The organism is Pseudomonas sp. PB120 (genome assembly GCF_009761815.1).
Taxonomy (GTDB): Bacteria; Pseudomonadota; Gammaproteobacteria; order Pseudomonadales; family Pseudomonadaceae; genus Aquipseudomonas.
The window spans coordinates 35,140-61,378 of sequence record NZ_RWIN01000089.1 but is presented as its reverse complement, the minus strand read 5'-3'; the positions used below and the strand labels follow the sequence as shown (position 1 = coordinate 61,378).

Genomic DNA, 26,239 nt, shown 5'->3' with positions numbered 1-26,239 from the left:
AGTCGCATCAACGGTGATGTAAGGCTGGTTCAGCAGGGATGAAACCTGGTCCATTGGTGAGTTTTTGCTTCAAGCATGAGGACAGGAACTCGAACATCTCTTGCTTGCAGGCATCAAGAGGCATGGCTTCAAGGGATAGAAGCCAAAGATCAGCCCCTTGCCCCGTGACGAAGCCTGGTAACTGAACAAGCCCCTGGTCAGGTTCAGCGAATGCTTGCCACATAACAGCGACATTGTTTCCTGTTTGAGTAGCTGCTTTAAGTGCCGCCCAGGAATCGACCCAACTGGCGATTCGGGCATTTTCCTTGACGTTGCTGCTCATCCAGCTCGCCAGCATGCATCCCTTCATACTCTCGGACCATCCAACCCAGTTTAACTGAGCAGAGTCCACGCTTGGATGGGAGGCACCTGCAGCACCGTAAACTGCGCGTGACAATCCACCGAGACAACGCCCTGACAAATACTCAGGCTTTGACCTTAGGACGCCTAATGCAATGTCCGCTTTGCGTTGGGTCAAGGCAATCACGGGGTCGCACACAATCAGAATTTCAACTGTGACTTCAGCATACTTTTGTTGAAATTTCATAACCTCGGGAAGCAAGTCGCTACCTAGTTCTGCTGCGATAGCAACACGAACGTGCCCCTCCACTGATTCTTTATTTTTAACGAGTGCCTTGGTGAGCTGGGCGATATGTTTTTCAAGTTGCCGTGCACACTTTAAAACCTCAAGCCCGGCTTCAGTCGGGTGGTAACCCGATGCTGATTGTCTGAAGAGGGGGCTGCCGACGCATTTTTCAAGCTCTTCTACACGGCGACCTACCGTGGTTCGATTGACCCCCAAAGCTTTTGCTGCTTTTTGATAAGAACCAAAGTCAACGGCGACGAGAAAAAAGCGTAGATCATCCCAATCGAGCATTCTCATTTCTCCTTCCTTGTAGTAATGATTCTTGTTACATGTTGAAAGTCGCTCGAATATTACCAGACAGTTCCACTGGTGCTTTAAGCGTTTAGAACTTTTCTAATGGGAAGAAATCATTGAGATCATGGCGGAAGCCCGAGTTGTAAACTCTCGATACCCTCGAATACCTTGTGATGCGCATGCAGACCCACAGAGAAGCTTGCCTAGACGGACGCGCCAATCCTTAGCCGTTAAACTACATAACTGCTAGGTGCAAATTTGCACTCTAAGATGCAAATTTAAGCATTTACACTGGGTCATCATCGCTTTAACGTGCCATAGCGCCGATAGCTGCAAGCAATATATGGATCATTAACAGGGAGAAAGTTAGATGGTTGAATTTGCGCGGATTATTTCGAAGTTGCCGAGCCGCTACGCTCGTGGCTGGCACTGTTTTGGGCTTGAGCGAGATATAAAGCAAGGACAAGTAACCTCTCTTGAGGCGTTTGGGACAGAGCTTGTTGCTTTTCGGGGAGAGGATGGGAACGTTAGGGTGTTCGATGCTTACTGTCCGCATATGGGAGCAAATCTGGCCAACGGAACGGTCAAGGGTAATACTTTGGAGTGCCCGTTTCACTCGTGGCAGTGGGGTGATGGTGGGCATTGCGAGAAGATCCCTTATTGCGAAAAAATCCCACCAAAGGCGAGGATACGGCAATGGGAAAGCATGGTCGAAAATGAACTTCTGTTTGTTTGGCATGATCATGAAGGTAAACCTCCGATCGTAGAACAGAAGATACCGGCACATCGATGCTGTAGCGAAGATGGATGGTCGGATTGGGCGGTGATCAGTAAACCAGCCAATACCAATTGCCGTGAGCTTATCGATAATCTTGCTGATGTGTATCATTTCGAGCCTGTTCACGGCTCCCCGGTTAGTAGTTATATAAATGTCTCCGAGGGACACACCTACTGTCAGATGCTAACGGGCGGCAATCAGTTGATTGGCACCGGTGATTCACTTCGGAGTATTGCATATTACTATGGCCCTTCCTACGTTATAGCGGACATGGACGCGGAAATGTGGGGGCACAAGTTGGAGTGCATAATGATGATCGGAAATGTGCCGATTAATCATGATAAATTCATGATGCATTTTGGGATAAAGGTCAGAGCGTTAGGGGGGGTGTCTTTTTCGGAAAATCAGAAAATTATTGCTGAGTATATTGCTAATGGACAGGAAACTTTCTTTCAGGATCTTCGTATTTGGGACAACAAGAAGCGCGTAGATAATCCGATTCTCTGTGGTGGCGATGGCCCGGTCTATCAGCTGCGTGGATGGTACGATCAGTTTTATTTAGATCGTGGCCAAGTCTTAGCTGATGTTGCTGACAAAAAAGTTTATATCTCTCGAGAGAGACCGGATACAGCTCAATGGCTTTTGGATATCCATGGCGTTGATAAGAGTGGCCAGCCTGTGGTGAGCGATAATGGAGTGCTATCTCCTTCGGATGCATAGCATCCCGCACTCGAATAATAATATTTAAGAGGTAGTAACCGTGAACAAAGACTTCTTTTCTGATCGATTTCCGAAAGGATGGTTTGGCGTACTTTTTTCAAGTGAACTTGCCATCGGTGAGATTAAGTCGCTCAAATACTTCAATCGAGATTTCGTCGCCTTTAGAGGTGAGAATGGTGAAGTAGCAATACTGGATGCGCACTGTCCCCACCTCGGCGCGCACCTTGGTGGCGGTACGTGTGTCGGGAATACCATTCGTTGCCCTTTTCACGGGTGGCAGTTCGATCAGGCTGGAAAGTGCACGGCTATACCGTATTCAGAGCGCATCCCGCATAAAGCGAAGAAGGGTGCTTTAAAGCAGCATCATGTACGCGAACTTAACCAGATGATCCACCTGTGGTTTGACCCCGAGGGTGGGGAGCCCGCTTGGGAGGTTCCACTGTCAGCCGAGATGAGCGGTGAGGATGGGTGGACACGCTGGTACTTTAAGCGCTGGAGAATAAAAACTCAGGGTAAGGAGATCATCGAGAATCTGGTAGATACTCCGCACTTCGCTATTGTTCATCACGCACCGGTCGATAAAATTACCGTTGAATTCGATCAACATGTTGCTCGACAGATCGCCTTGATCGGGGCGCATCCAACGCTTGGCGATCAACTCGAAACGGTTGCAACTTACTATGGGCCCGGGGTCATGCACGTTGAAATGCACGGCACTCACGAAAGCCGTCAGGTTAACTTTCATACACCCGTTGATAACGAAAGCCTCGACCTTTGCTATGGATTGAAATTGCATCGCGATCCCGCTCTTGAAGATACGGACGCCATCGCCGAGGAGTACGCTGGGTTCGCTCACAAATCATTTTACGAGGATGTTGAAATTTGGGAGAACAAGGTTTATCGAGAAACGCCGCTATTGTGTCCGGAGGACGGGCAGTTATTTGAGCTGCGGAAGTGGTATCGGCAGTTTTTTGTTGATGCGCCACCTCAAATTAATATTGCTTAAGGGGAGGTGGGCCTGAACTATTTCAGTCGCCTCGACAGTTGGCTTTCCCCACTGGAACCTCAGGGATGCTGGGAGTGCCTTGTAGGAGCAAGCTCCTACAGGGTGGTGGGTCCCACCGAGTCAGCCCTGTGATCTTTCGGCTTTGGCAGTGAGCTGCTCCCTGCAGTAATCCGCAAACAACTGCGCCGGTTTGGTCAACTGCCCGCGCTTCAACCACGCCGCCACCAGCCCTGAGCCGGTGATGTCTTCGACGATGTCCACGCACACCACTTTCTGCCCGTCGTAGGTGCATTCCGAATGCGGGCGGGTGACCAGGATCGAGAAGCCGAAACCCTGGCCGACCATGCCCCGGACCATCTCGATCGACGGGGAGCTGAAGGCGATGTTTGGCGACAGGTTCAGCTCTTCGAACAGGCTGACGAAGTAGGTCCGGCTGGGTTGCACGTCCAGCAGGATCATCGGCTCCAGGCACAGGTCGCGCAGTGACACTTGCTTGAGCTGGGCAAAGCGATGATCTGCTGGCAGCAACGCGTAAGGCCGCTGCGCGGGCATCAGCGGTTCGGTTTCGATGGTGGCGTCGAGGTCGTGTTCGTAAAGGATCGCCAGGTCGAACGTGCCCGAGGTCAGGCCTTGCACCAGCTCTTGTTGCTCGCCGTCGCGGATGCGGATTTTCACCCCCGGGTACAACGCCGAGAACCCGGCGATCAACTGCGGCAGGTACAGCGGTGCCACCGTCTCAAAACAGCCGATATCGATTTGCCCGGACACCACGTCGTTGTCGGCCAGGGCGTTCTGCTCGAACTCCTTGGCCATGCGCAACAGTTCCTGGGCCTTGCGGTAGAAGCGTGCGCCGCTCGGGGTCAGGGATACGCCTTGCGCGTGATGACGGATCAGCAGTTGCACGCCGAAGCTGTCTTCCAGGCCTTTGATCGCCGTGGAAATCGCCGGTTGGGCGATGTACAGCTTGCGCGAAGCCTCGGCAACGCTGCCGCATTCGACGGTGGTGATGAAGTATTTCAGTTGACGCAGGTTGTAGGCAGCCACAGCAAACCTCGGGGGTGGAGGAACGCGTCCTCCAAGCAAATTGCGAGCCGCCCGCATCCGTTCTGACGACGGTGTTGTTGTGCTCGAACAATAACCACATACCGCGTCACGGGGGAGATGGGCTGCCCAGTTTTTTCATGGTCTGCGAAGACATTTTTACTATTTTTCCTCGACACGGGCCTGAGCCACCATCCAATCCACAAGAAAAGCCCATGGAGCATCTGAACGTGTTCGAGCTTGCATATTGGCAAAAAAAGGCCGCCGAGCTGCGGTTTCCCGACCTGGCCCTGATCGACGGCAAGCGCCGCCCGGCGCAGTCGGGACAGACCTTCGCCGCGATCAACCCCGCCACTGGCCAGTGCCTGGCCAACGTGGCGGCGTGCGGCAATGAAGACGTGAACGCCGCCGTCAACAATACGCGGCAGGTATTTGAAGCCGGGACGTGGTCGGCGCGCTCGCCCAGTGAGCGCAAGCAGGTGTTGCTGCGCCTGGCCGATCTGATCATGACCCACCGCGAAGAACTGGCGCTGCTCGACTCGTTGAACATGGGTAAACCGGTGATGGATGCCTACAACATCGACGTGCCGGGTGCGGCCGGGGTGTTTCGCTGGTACGCCGAAAGCCTCGACAAACTTTACGACCAGGTCGCCCCCAGCGCGCAAAACGTGTTGGCCACCATCACCCGCGAAGCGCTGGGTGTGGTGGCTGCCGTGGTGCCGTGGAATTTCCCGCTGGACATGGCCGCGTGGAAACTCGCACCGGCCCTGGCCTCCGGTAACTCGGTGATCCTCAAACCCGCCGAGCAATCACCGTTCTCTGCCCTGCGCCTGGCCGAGCTGGCGCTGGAGGCCGGGCTGCCGGCAGGCGTGCTGAACGTGCTGCCGGGGCTGGGCGAACAGACCGGCAAAGCCTTGGGTTTGCACCCGGATGTCGATTGCCTGGTGTTCACCGGCTCCACTGAAGTCGGTAAATATTTCATGCAGTATTCCGCGCAGTCGAACCTGAAGCAGGTCTGGCTGGAGTGCGGCGGCAAGAGCGCGAACCTGGTGTTCGCCGATTGCCAGGACCTGGACCTGGCCGCCGAGAAAGCCGCGTTCGGGATCTTCTTCAACCAGGGCGAAGTGTGCTCGGCCAACTCGCGTTTGCTGGTGCAGCGTTCGATTCACGATGAATTCGTCGAGCGCCTCAAGGCCCAGGCCGAGCGCTGGTTGCCGGGCGATCCGCTGGACCCGTCGAGCAGCGCCGGGGCAATAGTCGACAGCCGCCAGACGGCGCGCATCATGAAGTTCATCGAGCAGGCCGAGCGCCAGGGCGCGACGAAGGTGTGTGGTGGACGGCAGTCGATTTTCAACGGTTCCGACAACTTCATTCAGCCGACGATTTTCACCGGCGTAACCCCGGACATGCCGCTGTTTCGCGACGAAGTGTTTGGCCCGGTGCTGGCCGTCACGGCGTTCGATGACGAGGCACACGCCTTGCAACTGGCCAACGACAGCGTTTACGGTTTGGCCGCTTCGCTGTGGACCGACGACCTCAATCGCGCCCACCGCGTGGCGCGGCAATTGCGAGCGGGTACCGTGTCGGTCAACAGTGTCGATGCGCTCGACGTGACCGTGCCTTTCGGCGGCGGCAAGCAGTCCGGTTTTGGCCGTGACCTGTCGCTGCACTCATTCGATAAATACACCCAGTTGAAGACCACCTGGTTTCAGCTGCGCTAATAACAAAACGGAGAACTGGCGATGACCACCCCACGTGAAACCCGCGACTACCAGGCCGCCGATGCTGCGCACCACATCCATGCATTCGTCGATCAAAAGGCACTCAACGACGAAGGGCCGCGTGTGATGGTCCGTGGCGAGCGCCTGCACCTGTGGGACAACGATGGTCGGCGCTACCTCGACGGCATGTCCGGGCTGTGGTGCACCAACCTCGGTTATGGCCGCAAGGACCTGGCGGCAGCGGCAACTCAACAACTTGAGCAGCTGCCGTACTACAACATGTTTTTCCACACCACCCACCCGCAGGTGATCGAACTCTCGGAGCTGCTGTTCAGCCTGCTGCCGGGGCACTACAGCCACGCGATCTACACCAACTCCGGCTCTGAAGCCAACGAGGTGCTGATCCGCACCGTGCGTCGTTATTGGCAAGTGCTCGGCAAGCCCGAGAAGAAAATCATGATCGGGCGCTGGAACGGATACCACGGCTCGACCCTGGCGGCGACGGCCCTCGGCGGCATGAAGTTCATGCACGAAATGGGCGGCATGATTCCGGACATCGAGCACATCGACGAGCCGTATTTCTTCGCCCACGAAGGCAACCTGACCCCGGCTGAGTTCGGCCTGCGGGCGGCGCAACAACTGGAAGCGAAGATTCTTGAACTGGGCGCCGACAAGGTCGCCGGGTTCATTGCCGAGCCGTTCCAGGGCGCGGGCGGAATGATCTTCCCGCCAGAAAGTTACTGGCCGGAAATTCAGCGGATCTGCCGCAAGTACAACGTGCTGCTGTGCGCCGACGAAGTGATCGGTGGCTTCGGTCGCACCGGCGAATGGTTCGCCCACGAGTACTTCGGTTTCGAGCCCGACACACTGTCGATTGCCAAGGGGTTGACCTCCGGCTACATCCCCATGGGCGGCCTGATCCTGTCGAAGAAAATGGCTCAGGTACTGGTGGAGCAGGGCGGGGTGTTCGCCCACGGCCTGACCTACTCCGGCCACCCGGTCGCGGCGGCGGTGGCCATTGCCAACCTCAAGGCGTTGCGCGATGAAGGCGTGGTGACGCGGGTCAAGGATGACATCGGGCCGTACCTGCAACAGTGCTTGCGCGAGGTGTTCGGCAATCACCCGTTGGTGGGTGATATCCAGGGTGTGGGGATGGTCGCCGCGCTGCAATTGGCCGAGGACAAAACCAGCCGCAAGCGTTTTGCCAACGAGAACGACATTGCCTGGCGTTGCCGCACGATCGGCTTTGAGGAAGGGGTGATCATTCGTTCGACGCTGGGACGGATGATCATGGCGCCGGCATTGATTGCCAGCCGGGAAGAGATTGATGAGCTGGTCGGCAAGACGTTGAAAGCGGTTGATCGTACGGCGAAGGAATACGGTCGGCTCTGATTTTGTAGCGTTCGTTCGGGCCTCATCGCGAGCAGGCTCGCTCCCACAGGGGATTTGTGATCGACACAGATCCAATGTGGGAGTGAGCCTGCTCGCGATGGCTTTTTCCCATTCAATGCATTTCTCCAGTTTTGCACCTGCTCTGTGCACCCCCGCAAACCCCGCCCTTTTTCCGCGCACGCTACCCAGTTTTTTCATCACTCCCATCGACATATTTCCTAATTTTCCTAATCCCCGCCGTGGTCCAACATCGACCTCGCCAGTCAGCCGAATGCTGCCCGCCGAAAGGTTCATCAGAGACCTCAGGCAGCAGCGCTTACCCGAGGCCGCTGGCCGTACTGCCCATGACAAAACTAAATCAACAGCTTTGGGAGTGCTCCATGATCAAGTCCTTGTTTACCCGCTTCGCTCATCCATTGGCGATCACCGCCATCGCCGCGACGGTCGCCACCAGCGCCCAGGCCGGCACCCTGTCCATCGGCCATACCACGTGGGTCGGTTACGGCACCCTCTACCTGGCTCAGGACCTGGGCTACTTCAAGGAAGGCGGTTTGACTGTCGAGTTGCCCGTCGTCGAAGAAGCCTCGATGTACATGGCTGCCCAGGCCTCGGGCGAGTTGTCCGGCTCGGCGTCGACCATCGATGAAGTGCTGAAGTACCGCCCGCAATTCTGCTTCAAGGCTGTTGCCGCACTCGATGACAGCCATGGTGGCGACGGTGTGCTGGTGGGCAAGGACGTCAAGAGCCTGCAAGAGCTCAAAGGCAAAGCTGTGGCCGTGAACGAAGGGTCGACCTCGCAGTTCTGGCTGTCCTACCTGCTGAAAAAACACGGCATGACCATGAGCGATATCACCGTGCAGAACATGACGGCTGACGACGCCGCCACCGCGTTCATCGCCGGTCGCGTGCCCGCCGCCGTGACGTGGGAACCGCACCTGTCGATGGTCCGCGACAAACAGCAAGGCAAGGTGCTGATCGACAGCAGCAGCACGCCAGGCGTCATCGTCGACGTGGTCGCGCTGAACTGCTCGGTGATCGAGAAGCAGCCGGCAGACGTCAAGGCCTTGGTCGCCGGCCTGTACAAAGCCGTGAAATACACCCAGGAACACCCAGAGGAAGCTTACAAAATCATGGCCAAAGGCGTCGGCGGTTACCTCGCCGATCCGAAGGAACTGGCCGCCGCCGCTCAAGGCGTGCGCTTCTACGACCAGGCGATGAGCGAAAAACTCTTGGGCTCGCCGGGCAAGCCGGGTGACAGCGAACCGTTGATCAAACTGGCCAACGAAACCGCCAGTGAATTGCAGGGCAAACCCTACAACGTCAGCAATGACGACCTGATCGACAACCGTTTCGTCAGTCCGCTTTAGGAGGTTCCCATGTTCAAGCGCAATTCATGGCTGAGCCGCTGCATCACGCCCAAGACCGGCCTGCCTGTGCAGGTCATCTGGAGCGCGAGTGGTCTGGCCTGGGTGTTGTTGATCGGCCTGTGGGCCGGGTTGTCGTACGGCGGCGTGGTGCCGGGCATGTTCCTGCCGACTCCGGGTGCGGTGGTCGAGGCCGCTTTGCGCCTGGGCCGTGATGGCACCCTCGGCCTGCATGTGTGGGCCAGTCTCGAAGTGGTGATGGTCGGTTTCATCGTTTCGTCCCTGGTGGCGGTGCCGCTGGGCTTGTTGATGGGCAGCTTCCGCATCGTCCAGGCGTTCCTCGAGCCGATGGTCAACTTCATCCGCTACCTGCCGGTGACCTCGTTCGTGCCGTTGTTCATTCTGTGGATCGGCATCGGCCTGGAGCAACGCGTCTCGGTGATCATCTTCGGCGTGTTTTTCCAGCAGCTGGTGATGATCGCGGACGTGTCCAAAGGCATCTCCAAAGACTTGATCAACGCCTCCTATACCCTCGGCTCGACCCGTCGTGATGCAGTGCTGCACGTGATCGCCCCGGCGTCGCTGCCGGGTGTGCTCGACACCTTGCGCGTGACCATGGGCTGGGCCTGGACTTACCTGGTGGTTGCCGAGCTCGTCGCCGCGTCCAGTGGCCTGGGTTACCTGAGCCTTAAAGCCATGCGCGGCTTTCAAGTGGATGTGATTTTCCTGGCAATCGCGATCATCGGCCTGCTGGGCCTGGTCACCGATCAACTGTTCCGTTTCCTACGTCTGAGGATCGCCGCATGGGCTCAGTAACCGCAGTCAACCCGCGTCTGGTCACCCCGACGGTCAACGCGTCCCAGGCGGCGCCACGCCTGCAAGTGGACAAGGTCAGCTTGCGCTACCAGAAACCTGACGGCGGTATGTTCACCGCGCTGGAGCAGGTGTCGTTCGAAGTGCCGGATCAGCAATTCGCGGTGCTGGTGGGGCCGTCGGGGTGCGGCAAATCGAGCTTGCTGTACCTCACGGCCGGACTGAACGAGCCCACCGAAGGCGAGATCTACGTCGGTGGCCAGCAAGTGCAGGGGCCGGGTGCGGACCGGGGCATGGTGTTCCAGAGTTACACACTGTTCCCGTGGCTGACCGTGCGGCAGAACGTCGAGTTTGGTCTCAAACGTCGCGGGATGGCGGCTGCACAGCGCAAGGAAATCGTCGACTACTACGTCAACGAAGTCGGCTTGACGGGGTTCGCCGACAACTACGCCAAGCAGCTTTCGGGCGGCATGATGCAACGCGTGGCAATTGCGCGCGCGCTGGCCAATGACCCGCAAATCCTGCTGATGGACGAGCCGTTCGGCGCGCTCGACAGCCAGACTCGCCTGCAAATGCAGCAGTTGTTGTTAAGGGTCTGGGGCAACAGCAAGAAGACCGTGCTGTTTGTGACCCACGACATCGACGAGGCGATTCTGCTGGGTGATCGGGTCTACGTGATGGGCGCCCGGCCGGGGCGGATCAAGCAGATCCTGGACGTGCCGATCGAACGCCCACGAACCCTCGACATGGTGATGGAGCGCTCATTTATCGACATGAAGCGCAAGATATTCGGGCTGCTGCATGATGAGTTGGAGGAAGCGCATTGATACGGGAATTGCTCATACACAAACCCCTGTGGGAGCCAGCCTGCTGGCGATGGCGGTGTATCAGTTGTGGAGATATTGCCTGACACACCGCTATCGCCAGCAGGCTGGCTCCCACAGGTTTTGGTTTGAGCTGAGACTAGGGCGCTGCCGGCAGGAGGAAACGCGCGATCACCGGCAAATGATCGGAGATCCGCAAGGTGTCGTCCTGCCGCACCATCGCCTCGACCCGTTTGATGCGCGGGCTGTAGAACAGGTAATCGACCGTGCGGTCCGGGCCGTTCAAGCCGAAGTCGTTCGGGTAGTGGGTCAGCCACCGCGCCCGGTCGACGCCGCTGGCTTCGTTGTTGGTCGGGATCATCGGGTACCGGTCCCACAGCAGATGCAGGGCGCTGTCGGTGGTGTAAGGCGTGCGCTGGTCAGTCGGCAACCGTCGGTATTGCCCCAGCGGCAACAGGTTGAAGTCGCCGCCGATCAGCCAGGGCGTGCCACGGCTTTCGTACTTGTCGAGCACCTTGGCGACTACTGTCACCTGGTCCTGCAAGGTCTGGTCGGGTTCGGTGACGCGGTCCAGATGGGTGTTGAGCACCGCCATCTGCCCGCCATCGCTCAAGGGCAGGTAACTCACCAGCAAGGCGTTTTTCGGCTTGAACTGGCGGCTGATGACATTGGCCGGCAGGGTCGGCAGTTGCAGGCGTTCGGCGTGTTCGATCTGGAAACGGCTCAGGGTCGCCAACTGGCGGCCAACGCTGCCGAAGATGTGCGGATCAGGGACGAAATCGGCTTTCCAGTCGAAGGCGTGGGCACTGCACGGATACAGGTCGGCGACCCGCTCCTGAAGCAGCTTGAGCTGATTCTGGTAATCGCTGGCCTTGGCGCCGTCATCCAGTTCTTGCAACAGCACGATGTCCGGTTGCTCATCCCGAATCACCCGTGCCACTTCATCAAGGCTGAAGGCCATGTCTTCGGCGGTCGGGCTTTCGTCGTCGCCGTGCGCCAGGTCATTCCAGAACACGTAGCGTTTGCCCGCGAGGAACTGGACGTTCCAGGTCATCACTTTCAATGCCTGGCCCGGTACCAGGGTCGGCGCCTTGGCGTTGCAACTGACCGGCAACACTTCCTTGGCCCCGGGGCGCCAGGTCAGGTTGTAGAGCAGTAAGGCGAATACGGCGATGACGATCAGCAGGGTGAGCAGGGTGTAGCGCAGTAGACGGGTCATGGCTCGGCTTATAGCGTTACAAAAGATGGCCCCGAGCATAACCGAGCGTCAACGGCATGCCCACCCGTCGGCCGAACGCTGTCACAGCGCCCGGTCAATTTTTTCCGGGGTCTCGCCGATCAGCATGAACAAGCGGAACAGCACCACGCTGGTGAACAGTTGCAGGAAGCTGTGAGCGCTGTCGATCAGCAGTGAAATCGCCGGATTCGGATCGGGGTACACCGCCACGGTCGCGCCCTTGAGCACCCACAACGGTCCCATCACACACAGGATGCACACGAGAATGCGCAGGAAATGGCCGCGGGTCAGGCGCATGCTTTCCTTCATGGCGGCCAGCGGAGCCAGGCCGCGCAGCACCAACAGGTACTCGGCGAACGCCAGGGTTACCATCAGCCAGATGCCCGGCAGGAAATACAACGACAGGCCGAGCAGGATCAGCACGGTATTGAGCGCCGTCAGCAGGGCGAAGCGCGGCCACAGGGTCGCGGACATCGCCAGCAGGTCGCGGGTGCGCGGCGACTCGCCGCGGCTGCGGGCATCGAGAAACAGGATCAGCGCGGCGGTGTACAGCGGATACACCAGCAAACCGACAATCACGCTATACCCGGGAAAGCCTTCCGGGCCGGCGGTGTTGTCGACCACTTGTTGCAGCAGCGCCTCCAGGATCACCAGCGGCAGGCACAGCTGCACGATCTGGCCCAGATTGCGTTTGAAGAAATACAAAGAGTCACGCAGCACGTCGAACGGATTCATCAGTCGGTATCGCAGGTCATATTCAGTAACTCACTGTAACCGATGATGTACCGCCTGAAGCAAACGTAAACGTTCGGTAAAGGCCATTGAAACAACTTGTTTCAGCCTCCATTAAGGTCGAGCACCTTATCCTCAGTGGAGAAGGACAACGATTTTCCCGGCAATCTACGAGGTCGCCATGAACAACGAAGAACAAACCCTGATCGATGGACTGTTTTCCCGGCTGCAACAGGCCGAAACGAATTCAGCCCCGCGCGACGCCCAGGCTGAGGCGCGGATCAAGGAACACCTGACCCGCCAACCGGCGGCAGGTTATTTCATGACCCAGGCGATTCTGGTTCAGGAGGCGGCGATCAAGAGCCTCGACGAACAGAACAAGCAACTCGCCCTGCAAGTCCAGCAATTGCAGGCCGAACTTCAATCGGCCAGGGCGCAGGCTCCGGCTGCCGCGCCGGCCAGCGGTGGTTTTCTGTCGAGCATCTTTGGTGGCGGTTCCCGTGATCCGCAACCCGCACCAGCCCCGAGCGCGCCGCCTTCCACAGGCGGCTGGCGTGAGCCGGCGCGACCTTCGTTCAACACGCAGCCGCCGCAGCAGAATTACGCGCCGCAACAACCGGTCGGCAGCGGTTTCCTCGGTGGCGCACTGAAAACGGCGGCCGGTGTAGCGGGTGGCGTGATGCTGGCACAGGGCATCAGCAGCCTGTTCCATCACAACCAGCAGCCGGAAGTGGTGGAAGTGATCAAGGAAGAGCCGGCTCAGGTCAACGATCAAAGCGATCGCAACAGCTGGGGTGACAACCAGCGCGTGGCAGATAATTCTTCCAATGATCAGGGCGGTTACGCCGACGCTGATTACAACGATGACAGTTCATCGTTCTTCGGCGGTGATGACGACGACTCCTTCGTCTGATGCCCGTTGGCGAGGGAGCCTGCTCCCTCGCCACGTGGCTGATTTTTCGCGAAACACGCCTTATGGCTGGCATACTGGGCAACTTTTCGGGCTCAGTGCCTGATCCCGTTTGCGTGAAAGAGGATGCACGGTGAAGAAAATCGCAGTGTTCGCCGATGTTCAGAACCTCTATTACACCGTTCGTCAGGCCTATGGTTGCCACTTCAACTACGCCGCCTTGTGGGCTGACGTCAGCAAACAGGGCGAGATCGTCGAGGCTTATGCCTATGCGATCGATCGTGGCGACAGCAAGCAGCAACAATTCCAGCAGATCCTGCGCAACCTCGGCTTCACCGTGAAGCTCAAACCCTACATCCAGCGCAGCGACGGCTCGGCCAAGGGCGACTGGGACGTGGGCATCACCCTCGACATCATGGACGCCGCCGACCACGTCGACGAAGTGGTGCTGGCCTCCGGCGACGGTGATTTCGACATGCTGCTGGAACGCATCATCGCCAAGCACGGTGTGCAAGCGGTGGCCTATGGCGTGCCGGGGCTGACCGCCAATTCGCTGATCCGCGCCGCCAGTCGCTACGTACCGATCGAAGGCGCGTTGCTGCTCAAGAATTGATTTTTACGGAGTTGAAACAGGTTTGGAACGCATAGCAGTCATCGACTTTGAAACCACCGGGATCTCCCCGAGCAGCAGCTGCCGGGCCACGGAAATTGCCGTGGTGATCCTTGAGCAGGGGCGCATCGTCGAGCGTTACCAGAGCCTGATGAACGCCGGAGTGCGCGTCCCGGCCTTCATCGAACAACTCACCGGCATCAGCAACGCCATGCTGCGCACCGCGCCGTCGGCTGAACAGGTGATGAACGAAGTCAACGAATTCGTCGGCATCACGCCGCTGCTGGCGCATAACGCTGCGTTCGACCAGAAGTTCTGGGACTTCGAACTGGGGCGTATCAAACGCACCCGTCTGCAGAACTTTGCCTGCTCGCTGTTACTGGCCCGTCGGCTAATGCCTGCGGCGCCGAATCACAAGCTCGGCACCCTCACCACCTTCGCCCAGCTGCCGCATACCGGCCAGGCTCACCGGGCCATGGCCGATGCCGAGATGGCCGCCAACCTGACGACGCACCTCGCCCAGACATTGCGGCAAACGCACGGGCTGCGGGAGTTGTCCCATGATTTGCTGGTCAGCCTGCAGAAAGTGCCTGCGGCGAAGATCAATGAGCACCTCAAGCGCCATCGCGGGTTCTAAAAGCACCGTAAATTCCCTGTAGGAGCGAGCTTGCTCGCGATGATTTCAAACGCGCCGCGATTAACCGGCAAACGCGCGCTTTCGTTAACGACCTTCGCGGGCAAGCTCGCTCCTACAGGAAGATCATTCGTATTTCGAAAAGTGTACCGGCCCTATAAACCGGTTTTGTAACTTAATTTCCGGCGTTGGCCTTTCTAGAATAACGATTCTCTTCGCCCTGCCTACGAGCTGCCCAATGCCTGGCCTACGCCGCTTTCCCTTGCCGCTGATCGCGGCTTTCTTCGCCTTGTACGTGATCTGGGGCTCGACTTACCTGGTGATCCGCATCGGCGTTGAATACTGGCCGCCGTTGCTGCTGGCGGGTATTCGCTTTGTCATCGCTGGAATCCTGATGTACGCCTTCCTGCGCTGGCGCGGAGTGCCGGCACCGACGTGGGCGCAATGGAAAGCGGCGGGGATGATCGGGATTTTGCTGCTGGCGTGCGGTAACGGCGGGGTGAGCGTGGCGGAACACACGGGCGTGGCCTCGGGTGTCGCAGCGCTGGCCGTGGCGACCGTGCCGCTGTTCACCTTGCTCTTCGGTTATTTCTGGGGCGCGCGTAATACCCGTCTCGAATGGGCCGGGATTGTGCTCGGGCTGATCGGGATCGCGATGCTCAATCTCGGTTCCAACCTGCAATCGAGCCCGCTGGGCGCGGCGTTGCTGGTGTTTGCCGCCGCGTCCTGGGCTTTTGGTTCGGTGTGGAGCAAACACTTGCCGCTGCCCCAAGGCGCGATGTCCAGTGCCGTGCAAATGCTGGTGGGCGGCGTGGCGCTGCTGATCGGCAGTGCGCTCAGCGGTGAGCACCTGCAAGCCATGCCACCGATTGAAGGCTGGCTGGCCCTGGCCTATCTGACCTTCTTCGGCTCGATCATCGCCTTCAACGCCTACATGTACCTGTTGAAAAACGTCCGTCCGGCGGCCGCGACCAGCTATGCCTACGTCAACCCGGCCGTGGCGGTGTTGCTGGGGATCGTGTTTGTCGGCGAGACCATCGGTATCGAAGAGGCGCTGGCGATGCTGGTCATCATCAGCGCGGTGGTATTGATCGGGTTGCCGCAGTGGCGACGGTCACCTGCGGCAGCGGTCCCGACAGAATCCCGTGTGAATTAGGGTAAACTGCGCGCCATTGCACATTTGTTCGCACAATCGCGCTGAATTTTTCCTACGGTACCCCCATGACTTTCGCCACCCTTGGCCTGATCGAACCCTTGCTGCGCTCTCTCGAGACGCTCGGCTACCAGACCCCGACGCCGGTTCAGGCGCAAGCCATTCCGGCGGTGCTGGCCGGTCGTGACCTGATGGCTGCCGCCCAGACCGGCACCGGCAAGACCGCCGGTTTCGCGCTGCCGCTGCTGCAATTGCTGGCCATGGAAGGGCCGAAAGTCACCGCCAACTCGGTACGTGCGCTGATCCTGGTGCCGACCCGCGAGCTGGCCGAGCAGGTTCACGAAGCCGTGCGCCAGTACGCCGAGAACCTGCCGTTGAGCACTTACGCGGTGTACGGCGGCGTCAGCATCAACCCGCAAATGATGAAGCTGCGCAAAGGTGTCGACCTGCTCGTGGCGACCCCGGGCCGTTTGCTCGACCTGTTCCGTCAGAACGCGCTCAAGTTCAACCAGCTGCAAACCCTGGTGCTGGACGAAGCCGATCGCATGCTCGACCTGGGCTTTTCCGAGGAGCTGGGGAACATTTACAAGGCGCTGCCGAAGAAACGTCAGACGCTGTTGTTCTCCGCGACCTTCTCTGACGCGATCCGTACGTTGGCCGGGCAAATGCTCAACGATCCGTTGAGCATCGAAGTCAGCCCGCGCAACGTGGCCGCCAACACCGTCAAACAATGGGTGGTGACAGTCGACAAGAAGCGCAAGCCGGAGCTGTTCATTCACTTGCTGCGCAAGGGCAAGTGGAAACAGGTGCTGGTGTTCGCCAAGACCCGTAACGGCGTGGACGCGCTGGTGGAAAAACTCCAGGGCCTGGGCATCAACGCTGACGGCATCCACGGCGACAAGCCACAGGCCACCCGTCAACGCGCCCTGGACCGGTTCAAGTCAAGCGAAGTGCAGATCCTGGTGGCGACCGACGTCGCGGCCCGTGGCCTGGACATCGAAGATTTGCCGTTGGTGGTCAACTTCGACCTGCCGATCGTGGCGGAGGACTACATCCACCGCATCGGCCGTACCGGTCGTGCGGGTGCCACCGGGCAGGCCATTTCGCTGGTGTGTGCCGATGAAGTGAATCTGCTGTCGGCCATCGAGACGTTGACCCGTCAGACATTGCCTCGCCAGATGGAACATGACTTCGAACCCGAGCACCGCGTGCCGGATACCGATGCCAGTGGTCAGGTAGTCAAGAAACCGAAGAAGCCGAAAAAGCCGAAGACTTCCAGTAGCGGTAAACGCAACCTGGGCAAGTGGGTTGAGAGCGGGGAGGCTTCGGCGCCGGAGCCTTCGATCAAGCCTGTGCGGAAAGTGCCGGTGTTTAACACCGGGCCGCGTAAGCGTAAGCCTTAATTGGTGCAGCGTTAATTAAGCCGCTATCGTCGGACCGCCGCCCGGAGCCGGCTCGCTCCCACAGTTGACCGAGTTCATTCAGGAAGAATGCGATCAATGTGGGAGCGAGCCTGCTCGCGATGGGCGCGCCTCGGTTTCAAGACTTGCGCTTGAGCCACTCCACCATCCCCAACCCCGCCGCACGCCCACTGGCGAAACACGCGGTCAGCAGATAGCCGCCCGTCGGCGCTTCCCAGTCCAGCATTTCCCCCGCGCAAAACACGCCAGGCAACTGCTTGAGCATCAATCGCTCATCCATCGACTCGAACAGCACACCACCGGCGCTGCTGATGGCTTCGTCCAATGGGCGGGTTTTCACCAGCGTCAGTGGCAGCGCCTTGATCGCTTTGGCCAGCTGCTCCGGGTTGGCGAATGTTTCGCTGACTGTCAGCTCCCGCAGCAACGCCGCTTTCACGCCGTCAATTCCCAACTGGCTGTGCAGATGTTTGGACATTGAGCGAGAGCCGCGAGGTTTGCTCAGCGCCGCCAAAACTTTATCCACAGGCTTGCCCGGCAACAGGTCGAGGTGAACGGTCGCCGAACCCTGCAGGTTGATGGCTTCACGAATCGGGGCAGAGAGGGCGTAGACCAGACTGCCTTCAATCCCGGTCGCGGTAATCACACACTCGCCGAGCCGGGGAATGTCGTCGTTGAGGCCGATGGCGATGTTTTTCAGCGGCGCGCCAGCGAATTTGCTGACCAGCAATTCGCTCCAGGCCTGCACCTCGAAGCCACAATTACTGGGTTGCAACGGCGCCAGTCCTACACCCCGCTGTTCGAGTGGCAGCATCCACGCACCATCAGAACCCAAGCGCGACCAACTGCCGCCGCCGAGGGCCAGCAAGGTGGCGTCAGGGCTCAAGGTCTGTTCGCCCTCGGGGCTCGACACCTTCAGGCTGCCATCGGGGTTCCAGCCAAGCCAGCGGTGGCGGGTGTGGATAACGACGCCGGCGTCTCGCAACCGCTTGAGCCAGGCACGCAGCAGCGGGGCGGCTTTCATGTCTGTCGGAAACACCCGGCCGGAACTGCCGACAAAGGTCTCGATGCCCAGGTCATGAATCCATTGGCAAAGCGCCTCGGCGCCAAACGCGCGAAGCAACGGCGCGATCTGCGGGGCTCGCTCGGCGTAGCGTGCGAGAAACGCCGGGTAGGCTTCGGAATGGGTGATGTTCATGCCGCCCACACCGGCCAGCAGGAATTTTCGCCCCACTGAAGGCATGCCGTCGTAAAGATCGACGTGTATCCCGGCCTGGCTCAACACTTCGGCCGCCATCAGACCGGCGGGGCCGCCGCCGATGATGGCGATGCGAGGGGAGAGGGGGGGCGAGGGCTGGGTCATGGGGTGCGCTGCGGTTCGGTGGAATAAGCCGGGCATTCTACCAGCCCAGGTCTCTGTAGGAGCGAGACCGGCTTGCCGGCGATAGCGGTGTGGCAGTCGAAATCGATGTGTTTGTTAAACCGCTATCGCGAGGAGGCTCGCTCCCACAGTTGATCTTGGGTGGTTTCAAAATGAGTGATCAAAAAACAACCACCGCTTTGCAGGCTATACGCAGCATAGCCTGTAGGACCTTTCGCTCAGGTTATCCACAGGCAGTTCCACAGGCATTGTGGGTAAAGGCGCACACCTCAATGACAACCTGATGACGTCCATACCCGCTGCGCGCTGTGATGCAGGAGGCCATGGCGACGCGCCAACGCCTGTCGGTCCTTGCTGTACCCGCCGCCAATTACCCCGACCACCGGAATATCCCGGCCCAGGCAATGGCGCATCACGCTTTCATCGCGAGCGGATACGCCTTCGTCTGTCAGCTTCAGGTAACCGAGCGCGTCATCCTTGTGCACATCGACTCCGGCGTCATAGAGCACCAGGTCTGGTTGGTAGAGCGGCAGCAAATAGTTGAGGGCATCGTCCACCACTTTCAGGTAATCCGCATCGCCCATGCCCTTGGGCAACGGAATGTCCCAGTCGCTTTCAGCTTTGCGTGCAGGAAAATTCTTCTCGCAGTGGAGGGAAACGGTGATTGCCTCCGGGGTGTCGTGCAGGATGCGTGCAGTCCCGTCGCCCTGATGCACGTCGCAATCGAAGATCAGCACCCGATTCACACGACCGCTTTCCAGCAGGAACCGGCTGATCACCGCCAGGTCATTAAAGATGCAAAATCCTGCGGGATAGTCGTAGTGCGCGTGATGTGTACCGCCCGCCAGGTGACAGGCCAGGCCATGTTCCAGGGCCTGCTCGGCGGCCAGCAACGACCCCCCGACGGCCCGCACCGTACGCCGGGCGAGCGCTTCGCTCCACGGCAAGCCGAGGCGCCGCTGGTCTTCACGGGACAGTTCACCGCTCATGTAGCGTTCGATATAGGCAGCGTCATGCGCGAGGGCGAGAATCTCCGGCGGGCAGAGTTCCGGGCGCAGCAGGTCGGCATCCCGGGTCAGGCCGCTGTCGACCAGGTGATCGCGCAGCAGGCGAAACTTGTCCATGGGGAAGCGGTGATCCGCCGGGAACTCGGGGCTGTAGTCTTCGTGGTAGATCAGTGGCAGTGGCATGACGGGTTTAGGAAGGCGCACAGGAATGAAGGAAGGATCCTACCAGCGTTGTAGACTTGCGGCATGGAAAGGGGAGGACACGATGGAGCCGATACTGGAACTCGAGAGCGCGCGATTGCTGCTGCGGCAGTGGCGCGATGAGGATCTGCCGGAGTTTGCGGCGATGTGCGCCGATCCTCAGGTGATGCGCTATTTCCCGGCGTCCTTGAGTCGGCTGGAAAGTGCTTCGCTGATCGGACGGATCCGTGGGCATTTTGCCGAGCATGGTTTCGGCCTCTGGGCGCTGGAGCGCAAGGACACTGGCGCTTTTATCGGTTTTACCGGGCTCGCTGTGGTCGGTTTCGACGCGCCTTTCACCCCGGCCGTCGAAATCGGCTGGCGCCTGGCGCGTGAGCATTGGGGCCTGGGCTATGCCAGTGAAGCGGCGTGGACGGCCTTGCGCTGCGGATTTGACCGTTTGGCGCTGGATGAGGTTGTGTCTTTCACCACCCGAACCAATACGCCGTCGGAAAAAGTCATGCAGGCGATTGGCATGCACCATGATTCAGCGGATGACTTCATGCACCCAAGGCTCGCGGCCGATCATCCCTTGCGGCACCATGTGCTGTATCGCATCAGCCGTGAACAATGGCTGCAAACCTTGCATGGATAAGCGGGCGCAGACGTTTACAATGGCGGCCATAGTGGCCCGGGCCAGAACCTGAATCGACCGCCGCAGCCAAGACTGCGCGGCATTGTGTTGTGTGAGGAGAGTCTGAATGAGCCAAGTGTTGGATGATCTGGTCGACCTGCTGACCCTGGAACCGATCGAAGAAAACCTGTTTCGTGGCCGCAGCCAGGACCTGGGTTTTCGTCAGTTGTTCGGTGGCCAGGTGATTGGCCAGTCCCTGTCGGCGGCCAGTCAGACGGTCGAAGAAACGCGCCATGTGCATTCGATGCACGGCTATTTCCTGCGTCCGGGCGACTCCGCGTTGCCCGTGGTGTATCAGGTTGACCGGGTGCGCGATGGCGGCAGTTTCAGCACGCGCCGGGTGACGGCGATCCAGAAGGGCAACCCGATCTTCACCTGCAGCGCCTCGTTCCAGTACGACGAAAAAGGCTTCGAGCACCAGGCCGAGATGCCGATTGTGGTCGGCCCGGAAAACCTGCCTTCGGAGCTTGAGCTCACTCAGCAACGGGCCCACCTGATTCCCGAGCACATGCGTGAAAAACTGCTGTGCCCCAAGCCCATCGAATTCCGCCCGATTACCGAAAAAGACCCCTACAACCCGCTGCCGTCCGATCCGGTCAAGTACGTCTGGTTTCGCGCCGACGGTGCGCTCGCCGACACCCCGGCGCTGCACAAATACCTGTTGGCTTACGCGTCGGACTTCGGCCTGCTGACCACTTCGATGCAGCCCCACGGCAAGTCGGTCTGGCACAAGGACATGCAGGTCGCCAGCCTCGACCACGCGCTGTGGTTCCATGCCGATCTGCGCGCGGACGACTGGTTGCTTTACGCGATGGACAGCCCGTGGGCGGGCAACTCTCGCGGTTTCACCCGTGGCAGCGTGTTCAATCGCGCCGGGCAACTGGTGGCGTCGGTCACTCAGGAAGGCCTGATTCGTCACCGCAAGGATTGGGCATGAGCCTGGCCGAGGTGCGGCACTGGGTGTTCGACATGGACGGCACCCTCACGGTGGCCGTGCATGACTTCGCGGCGATTCGCGTGGCCTTGGCGATCCCGGCCGAAGACGACATCCTGACCCACCTCGCGGCGCTCCCGGCCGATGAAGCGGCGGCAAAGCATGCGTGGTTGCTTGAGCACGAGCGGGATCTGGCGCTGGGTTCGAAACCCGCGCCAGGTGCGGTGGAGCTGGTGCGAGAGTTGGCCGGGCGCGGTTATCGCCTGGGCATCCTCACGCGCAATGCACGTGAATTGGCGCACGTGACGCTTGAGGCCATCGGCCTGGCGGACTGCTTCGCGGTGGAAGATGTTTTGGGCCGCGATGAAGCGCCGCCTAAACCGCATCCCGGTGGTTTGCTGAAGCTGGCGCAGGCCTGGAATGTGCCGGCGAGCGAGTTGGTGATGGTCGGGGATTATCGCTTTGATCTGGATTGTGGTCGGGCAGCGGGCGCACGCACGGTGCTGGTGAACCTGCCGGAGAATCCGTGGCCGGAGTTGACCGACTGGCATGCGGCGGATTGTGTGGCGTTGCGAGAAATGCTTTCGGCTTGAGGGCCCCATCGCCGGCAAGCCGGTCTCACTCCCACATTCGACCGAGTTATTTCTGAACGAATGTGATTAATGTGGGAGTGAGCCTGCTCGCGATGGCGTCGGATCAAGCAGCAAAAAACTTACTGCCCGAACAACACCTTCTGCCCCTCAGGCGCCGTAAACATCGCATCCCCATTGTGCCCAACCCCGGGCACTTCGATCAGCTGCTGATTCAACCCCTGCGGATGGTTGCGCTTCAGGTAATCAAAATAATTGCGCCCGCGAACCAAACGATAAGCACCCTGGGCTTGGGCCTCACACCCTTTGTCCAGCGCCGGGTGATGCGGGTCGATGTCCTGCTGCCCAAGCAAATAAACGATGTCGCGTGTGACGTAGTTTTCCTCCAGTTGCGCGGGCGTTTTTCCTTCGGCATAGGCCGGTAAATCCGACAGCCCATACTTCCAGCGATTGAACCCGGGGCAGGCCGCATGGTTAAACGCCACGGGGCGTCGCTCATCGAAATAGGCGTACGAAGACGGGTTGGCGATGACATAACGCACCTTCACGCCAGCCGCCTCGAGGGCTGGCTGATCCTGGCTCAACAACGCATAGCGCTGCACCACTTGAGCACCGCCGGAGTGGCCGGCGATGACCACTTCCTTCACGTCCGGAAACTGTCGACGATCGCCGATCCGGGCGATGATCTGGTCGAGTGCGGCGTAGGAACTCAGCGCGAAAGGCGCGCTGGATAAACCGCCCGCCATCCAGTCATTTCCCTGCCAGCGCAACACAGTGTCGGCCACCGGGTGGAGTGCGATGTCGGATTCATTGAGAAATTGCGGGGCGATCACCAGTGTGGTCGCGCTTTGCCCGGCCAGCTCGGCGGCGCGTTCGGCGCTCTGGCGGTAGGTTTCGGCATTGCGCAACCGGCCGTGGATGATGATCAGCACGCGTTCGATTTTCGCCGGCGCCGGGCCGATGCCCACGGCCATCTCACCTTCTTTCAACAGCAGGCGACCGGGGCTGATCTCCTTGACCCCATGCTCGGTCGCCAGGGCGTTTGTGCAGGTAAACAGTAAAACCAACAGCCACGTTTTCATTTACAGGTTTTTCGTCGCAAAGGTATCGCACTGGCTGACCTGACCTTGCGCGAATCCGGTTTTGAACCAGCGCACCCTTTGCGCCGACGTGCCATGGGTAAACGAGTCCGGTACGACGCGCCCCTGGCCTTGTTGCTGTAAACGGTCGTCGCCAATGGCATTGGCGGCGTTCAAGGCTTCTTCGATGTCACCCGGTTCCAGCCAGTTCAGGCGTTTTTGTGCGTTGTTGGCCCAGACCCCGGCCAGGCAATCGGCCTGCAGTTCCTGGCGTACCAGCAAACCGCCGTCGCCTTCCATCTGCCGGCCTTGCTGGCGAGCTGTCTGAATTTTCGCTGAAACGCCCAGCAAGGTCTGAACATGGTGTCCGACTTCGTGAGCGATTACGTAGGCCTGAGCGAAGTCGCCAGCCGCAGAAAATCGTTGCGACATTTCCTGGAAGAACGCCATGTCCAGATAGACCTTCTGGTCTGCCGGGCAATAGAACGGACCTGTCGCGGATGTCGCCAGGCCGCAGGCCGAGTTCACCCGATTGCTGAACAGCACCAGCGTCGGGTTCTTATATTGGCGACCTGCCTGCTGAAAAATCTGGCCCCAGGTGTCTTCGGTGTCGCCGAGGATCGAACGCACGAACTCTGCGCCTTCGTCATTGGCCGGCGGCGCCTTGCGGGTTTGCGTCGACGCGGGCGCCGACTGCTCGCTCATCTGCCCGGTCAGTTGCCCGAGGATCTGCATCGGGTCCTGGCCAGTGATCCAGCCGATCCCGACGATCAGGATGATGGCGGTGAGGCTCAGCCCCTTGCCGCCACCAAAACGCATCCCGCCACCGCCGCCGCCGACATCATCGCCACGGGCATCGACCACGTTGTCGCTGCGTCGGCCTTTTTTCCATAGCATGTGGGAATCCTCTGTTTATCCGTGGGGATGAGTGTTGCTGGTGTGTGGGGGCGGCGCCAGTCCGGTCGTCCGGCTTTTCGCCCACGGGCAAATTCCCGGCTGCCATGGTTGCGCCGGGAACGGGGCTGACTGTAGGAACGTGGATAGCTCATCGAATTCCGTCAGGCGACGGGTTTTTATCGCGCGAGTGGATATCAGCAGCGAGTTCCAGATTTCGCATTCGGTCAGTTGTATTCTAGAATCGAACACATTTTGCACGGAACTCCCTTATGGCCGGCAGTCAGATCGAACGTGTTTTCAGCGTGCTGGAAAGCCTCACCAGTGACCCGCGCGGGCTGCCGATGCAGACGTTAGCGGAGCAACTGGACATTCCCAAGAGCGCGACCCATCGCCTGTTGGCCGAACTGATTCGGCTGGGCTACGTGCGGCAAAACCCGGATAACCTGCGCTATCACCTGTCGACCAAACTGGTCGCGATGGGTTTCCGCTACTTGTCGAGCAGTGGCGCGGACATCGTACAGCCGGTGCTCGACCGATTGGCGCTGGAAACCGGGGAACTGGTGCGCCTGGGGGTGATCGAGGGTGAACGGCAGACGTGGATCGCCAAGTCCCAGGGCGCCCGTTCGGGACTGCGTTATGACCCGGACATGGGCCGCGATGCGCCGCTTTTCTACACCGCGTCGGGGCATGCGTGGCTGGCGTGCATGAGCGACGCCGAAGCCTTATCGCTGGTGGAGCGCCAGGGCGGTGACCGGCCCAAAGACCTGGGGCCGAACGCGCCGCGTTCCAACATTGAGTTGCTGGAGCGTCTGCGCCTGGCGCGAGAGCAGGGTTATGCCTGGGTCGAAGAAAGCTCGGCGGTGGGGACCTCGGCCATTGCTGCCGTGGTACGACACCCGAGCGATGGGCGGGTGATCGGTGTGCTGAGCATTGCCGGGCCGAGCGCGCGGATGCCGGGGGCACGGTTGCATGAGTTGGCGCCGCTGCTGTTGAAGTTTACCGAGGAGTTGGCGGCGGCGAGCCTGGCGTCAGAATTGTTTAGCTAATCAATGTGGCGAAAACCCTATTTGAATCTGTTCGCTGATCGAACACTTTCTTATATTCGCGCGTATGAAAATATGGAACCAGGTTCTAAATTATTCAGATTGGTTGAACTTGTGGCGAGGGAGCTTGCTCCCGCTCGGCCGCGAAGCGGTCGCCGGCTATTCTGAATAGTCCGTACATGAAACACCTTGCTGATTTGGGACTGCTGCGCAGTCCAGCGGGAGCAAGCTCCCTCGCCACATTCCGATTTCATCCAGAGGCTTTTCATGACCGTCAGCACCCCGCTTTCCGGCGTAAACCATCCCTTCAAAGGGATTTTGCTGATCGTCGTCGCCACCTTCCTCTTCTCCAGCCATGACGCCTTGTCGAAATACCTCTCGGGTTTTTACCCGATCGTCATGGTGGTCTGGGCCCGCTACGTGGTTCACACACTCTTGATGGCCGGGATTTTTCTGCCGCAAGCCGGGTTAGGTGTCCTACGCACCAAACGGCCGTTGCTGCAGGTGCTAAGGGCGTTGTGCCTGTTGGGCACCAGTCTGTTTTTCACCACAGGGTTGCAGTACATCCCGTTGGCTGAAGCCACGGCGGTCAACTTCCTTGCACCGGTGCTGGTCACCGCATTGTCGGTACCGCTGTTGAAGGAGCACGTCACCCGGGGCCAATGGATCGCAGTGATCTGCGGATTTGCCGGTGTGTTGATCATCGTCCATCCCGGCGGTGATCTGTTTACGCCAGCGGTGCTGTTGCCGCTCTGTTCGGCGCTGTTTTTCTGCTTCTATCAATTGCTCACCCGCAAGCTCAGCAACATCGACAGCCCGACCACCAGCAACTTCTTCGCGGGGCTGTGCAACACCTTGGTGATGAGTGCGCTGGTGCCGTTCTTCTGGCAAATGCCAAGCCTTGGACACGGATTGATGATGGTGGCGCTGGGGGCCTGCGGGATGACGGCGCATTTGTTTCTGACCCAGGCATTCCGCTACGCCGCGCCGGCGCTGCTGGCGCCGTTCGGCTACTGCCAGATCGTGTTTGCCGGTTTGCTGGGATGGTTGCTGTTTTCCCACACGCCGACCCTGACCACGGTGGTCGGGATCGCAGTGATTTGCTGCAGCGGCCTGGCGGCGGCGTGGCAGCAGAGTCGTCGGTAGGAAAAGTAGAAAGGCA

25 protein-coding genes are annotated in these 26,239 nt (G+C 59.5%); 17 read left to right on the top strand and 8 right to left on the bottom strand.

The genetic code is table 11. The features are described from left to right. Nucleotides 1-7: 7 nt before the first annotated feature. Nucleotides 8-922 carry a LysR family transcriptional regulator gene (locus EJA72_RS17685; protein ID WP_157712711.1) on the bottom strand — a complete coding sequence of 305 codons (915 nt, stop codon included), beginning with the start codon at nt 920-922 and terminating at the stop codon, nt 8-10. Between the two features lie 367 nt (nt 923-1,289). Here EJA72_RS17685 and EJA72_RS17680 point away from each other — a divergent pair, with 367 nt between their 5' ends. Both EJA72_RS17680 and EJA72_RS29750 read left to right on the top strand, forming a co-directional pair. After that, on the top strand, nt 1,290-2,417 hold the full coding sequence (locus tag EJA72_RS17680; RefSeq protein WP_157712710.1) for a Rieske 2Fe-2S domain-containing protein: 1,128 nt from the start codon (nt 1,290-1,292) through the stop codon (nt 2,415-2,417). Between the two features lie 40 nt (nt 2,418-2,457). Next, nucleotides 2,458-3,423, top strand: a complete 966-nt coding sequence (locus EJA72_RS29750; protein WP_157712709.1) for a Rieske 2Fe-2S domain-containing protein — start codon at nt 2,458-2,460, stop codon at nt 3,421-3,423. 120 nt (nt 3,424-3,543) lie between these two features. Here the strand turns inward: EJA72_RS29750 and EJA72_RS17670 are convergent, their stop codons facing one another. Further along, nucleotides 3,544-4,467, bottom strand: a complete 924-nt coding sequence (locus EJA72_RS17670) for a LysR substrate-binding domain-containing protein (protein ID WP_178129408.1) — start codon at nt 4,465-4,467, stop codon at nt 3,544-3,546. 227 nt (nt 4,468-4,694) lie between these two features. On the opposite strand from EJA72_RS17670, the gene EJA72_RS17665 reads away from it, so the two are divergent. The 5 genes from EJA72_RS17665 (at nt 4,695) to EJA72_RS17645 (ending at nt 10,581) form a co-directional block, all read left to right on the top strand. Further along, nucleotides 4,695-6,185 (top strand): aldehyde dehydrogenase, encoded by a 1,491-nt coding sequence (locus EJA72_RS17665; protein WP_178129417.1) that lies wholly within the window; start codon nt 4,695-4,697, stop codon nt 6,183-6,185. Nucleotides 6,186-6,206: 21 nt separating this feature from the next. Further along, nucleotides 6,207-7,577, top strand: coding sequence for an aspartate aminotransferase family protein (locus EJA72_RS17660; RefSeq protein WP_157712706.1), 1,371 nt, complete (start codon nt 6,207-6,209; stop codon nt 7,575-7,577). Nucleotides 7,578-7,957: 380 nt separating this feature from the next. Continuing rightward, entirely contained in the window at nt 7,958-8,944 is a 987-nt protein-coding gene (locus EJA72_RS17655) for an ABC transporter substrate-binding protein (RefSeq protein WP_157712705.1), read from the top strand. Between the two features lie 9 nt (nt 8,945-8,953). Further along, a complete protein-coding gene (locus EJA72_RS17650) occupies nt 8,954-9,757 on the top strand; it encodes an ABC transporter permease (protein ID WP_157712704.1) in 804 nt (267 codons plus the stop codon). Continuing rightward, nucleotides 9,745-10,581: an ABC transporter ATP-binding protein gene (locus EJA72_RS17645; protein WP_157712703.1), complete on the top strand. Its 837-nt coding sequence runs from the start codon at nt 9,745-9,747 to the stop codon at nt 10,579-10,581. The genes EJA72_RS17650 and EJA72_RS17645 overlap by 13 nt, the downstream gene beginning before the upstream one ends. 136 nt (nt 10,582-10,717) lie before the next feature. Here the strand turns inward: EJA72_RS17645 and EJA72_RS17640 are convergent, their stop codons facing one another. Beyond that, nucleotides 10,718-11,797 (bottom strand): endonuclease/exonuclease/phosphatase family protein, encoded by a 1,080-nt coding sequence (locus EJA72_RS17640; protein WP_157712702.1) that lies wholly within the window; start codon nt 11,795-11,797, stop codon nt 10,718-10,720. Between the two features lie 81 nt (nt 11,798-11,878). Beyond that, nucleotides 11,879-12,550 (bottom strand): YciC family protein, encoded by a 672-nt coding sequence (locus tag EJA72_RS17635; protein ID WP_157712701.1) that lies wholly within the window; start codon nt 12,548-12,550, stop codon nt 11,879-11,881. Nucleotides 12,551-12,728: 178 nt separating this feature from the next. Between EJA72_RS17635 and EJA72_RS17630 the strand changes: the two genes are divergently transcribed. From EJA72_RS17630 to EJA72_RS17610, 5 genes are all read left to right on the top strand, one after another. After that, on the top strand, nt 12,729-13,460 hold the full coding sequence (locus tag EJA72_RS17630; RefSeq protein WP_157712700.1) for a DUF2076 domain-containing protein: 732 nt from the start codon (nt 12,729-12,731) through the stop codon (nt 13,458-13,460). 130 nt (nt 13,461-13,590) lie between these two features. After that, nucleotides 13,591-14,070: an NYN domain-containing protein gene (locus EJA72_RS17625; protein WP_178129407.1), complete on the top strand. Its 480-nt coding sequence runs from the start codon at nt 13,591-13,593 to the stop codon at nt 14,068-14,070. A 22-nt stretch (nt 14,071-14,092) separates the two neighbouring features. After that, nucleotides 14,093-14,704: a PolC-type DNA polymerase III gene (locus EJA72_RS17620; RefSeq protein ID WP_157712698.1), complete on the top strand. Its 612-nt coding sequence runs from the start codon at nt 14,093-14,095 to the stop codon at nt 14,702-14,704. Between the two features lie 235 nt (nt 14,705-14,939). Continuing rightward, nucleotides 14,940-15,857, top strand: coding sequence for a drug/metabolite exporter YedA (yedA, locus tag EJA72_RS17615; RefSeq protein WP_157712697.1), 918 nt, complete (start codon nt 14,940-14,942; stop codon nt 15,855-15,857). A 65-nt stretch (nt 15,858-15,922) separates the two neighbouring features. Next, nucleotides 15,923-17,257: a DEAD/DEAH box helicase gene (locus EJA72_RS17610; RefSeq protein ID WP_157712696.1), complete on the top strand. Its 1,335-nt coding sequence runs from the start codon at nt 15,923-15,925 to the stop codon at nt 17,255-17,257. A 136-nt stretch (nt 17,258-17,393) separates the two neighbouring features. On the opposite strand, the gene EJA72_RS17605 is transcribed toward EJA72_RS17610, so the two are convergent. Further along, nucleotides 17,394-18,635 (bottom strand): TIGR03862 family flavoprotein, encoded by a 1,242-nt coding sequence (locus tag EJA72_RS17605; RefSeq protein ID WP_178129406.1) that lies wholly within the window; start codon nt 18,633-18,635, stop codon nt 17,394-17,396. 287 nt (nt 18,636-18,922) lie between these two features. Next, nucleotides 18,923-19,843 carry a histone deacetylase gene (locus EJA72_RS17600; protein ID WP_157712694.1) on the bottom strand — a complete coding sequence of 307 codons (921 nt, stop codon included), beginning with the start codon at nt 19,841-19,843 and terminating at the stop codon, nt 18,923-18,925. An 82-nt stretch (nt 19,844-19,925) separates the two neighbouring features. On the opposite strand from EJA72_RS17600, the gene EJA72_RS17595 reads away from it, so the two are divergent. The 3 genes from EJA72_RS17595 (at nt 19,926) to EJA72_RS17585 (ending at nt 22,061) form a co-directional block, all read left to right on the top strand. Continuing rightward, nucleotides 19,926-20,495: a GNAT family N-acetyltransferase gene (locus tag EJA72_RS17595; RefSeq protein ID WP_157712693.1), complete on the top strand. Its 570-nt coding sequence runs from the start codon at nt 19,926-19,928 to the stop codon at nt 20,493-20,495. A gap of 106 nt (nt 20,496-20,601) precedes the next feature. Beyond that, a complete protein-coding gene (tesB, locus tag EJA72_RS17590) occupies nt 20,602-21,471 on the top strand; it encodes an acyl-CoA thioesterase II (RefSeq protein ID WP_157712692.1) in 870 nt (289 codons plus the stop codon). Beyond that, on the top strand, nt 21,468-22,061 hold the full coding sequence (locus EJA72_RS17585) for an HAD family hydrolase (protein WP_157712691.1): 594 nt from the start codon (nt 21,468-21,470) through the stop codon (nt 22,059-22,061). The genes tesB and EJA72_RS17585 overlap by 4 nt, the downstream gene beginning before the upstream one ends. 119 nt (nt 22,062-22,180) lie before the next feature. Here EJA72_RS17585 and EJA72_RS17580 read toward each other — a convergent pair whose 3' ends face one another. Then, nucleotides 22,181-23,140 carry an alpha/beta fold hydrolase gene (locus EJA72_RS17580; protein WP_157712690.1) on the bottom strand — a complete coding sequence of 320 codons (960 nt, stop codon included), beginning with the start codon at nt 23,138-23,140 and terminating at the stop codon, nt 22,181-22,183. Continuing rightward, entirely contained in the window at nt 23,141-24,034 is an 894-nt protein-coding gene (locus tag EJA72_RS17575; RefSeq protein WP_157712689.1) for a neutral zinc metallopeptidase, read from the bottom strand. Nucleotides 24,035-24,303: 269 nt separating this feature from the next. Between EJA72_RS17575 and EJA72_RS17570 the strand changes: the two genes are divergently transcribed. Next, nucleotides 24,304-25,080, top strand: a complete 777-nt coding sequence (locus EJA72_RS17570) for an IclR family transcriptional regulator (RefSeq protein ID WP_157712688.1) — start codon at nt 24,304-24,306, stop codon at nt 25,078-25,080. 264 nt (nt 25,081-25,344) lie between these two features. Further along, the gene (locus tag EJA72_RS17565; protein ID WP_157712687.1) at nt 25,345-26,223 is read left to right on the top strand and encodes a DMT family transporter; all 879 of its coding nucleotides are present in this window, start codon (nt 25,345-25,347) and stop codon (nt 26,221-26,223) included. Nucleotides 26,224-26,239 lie beyond the last annotated feature (16 nt).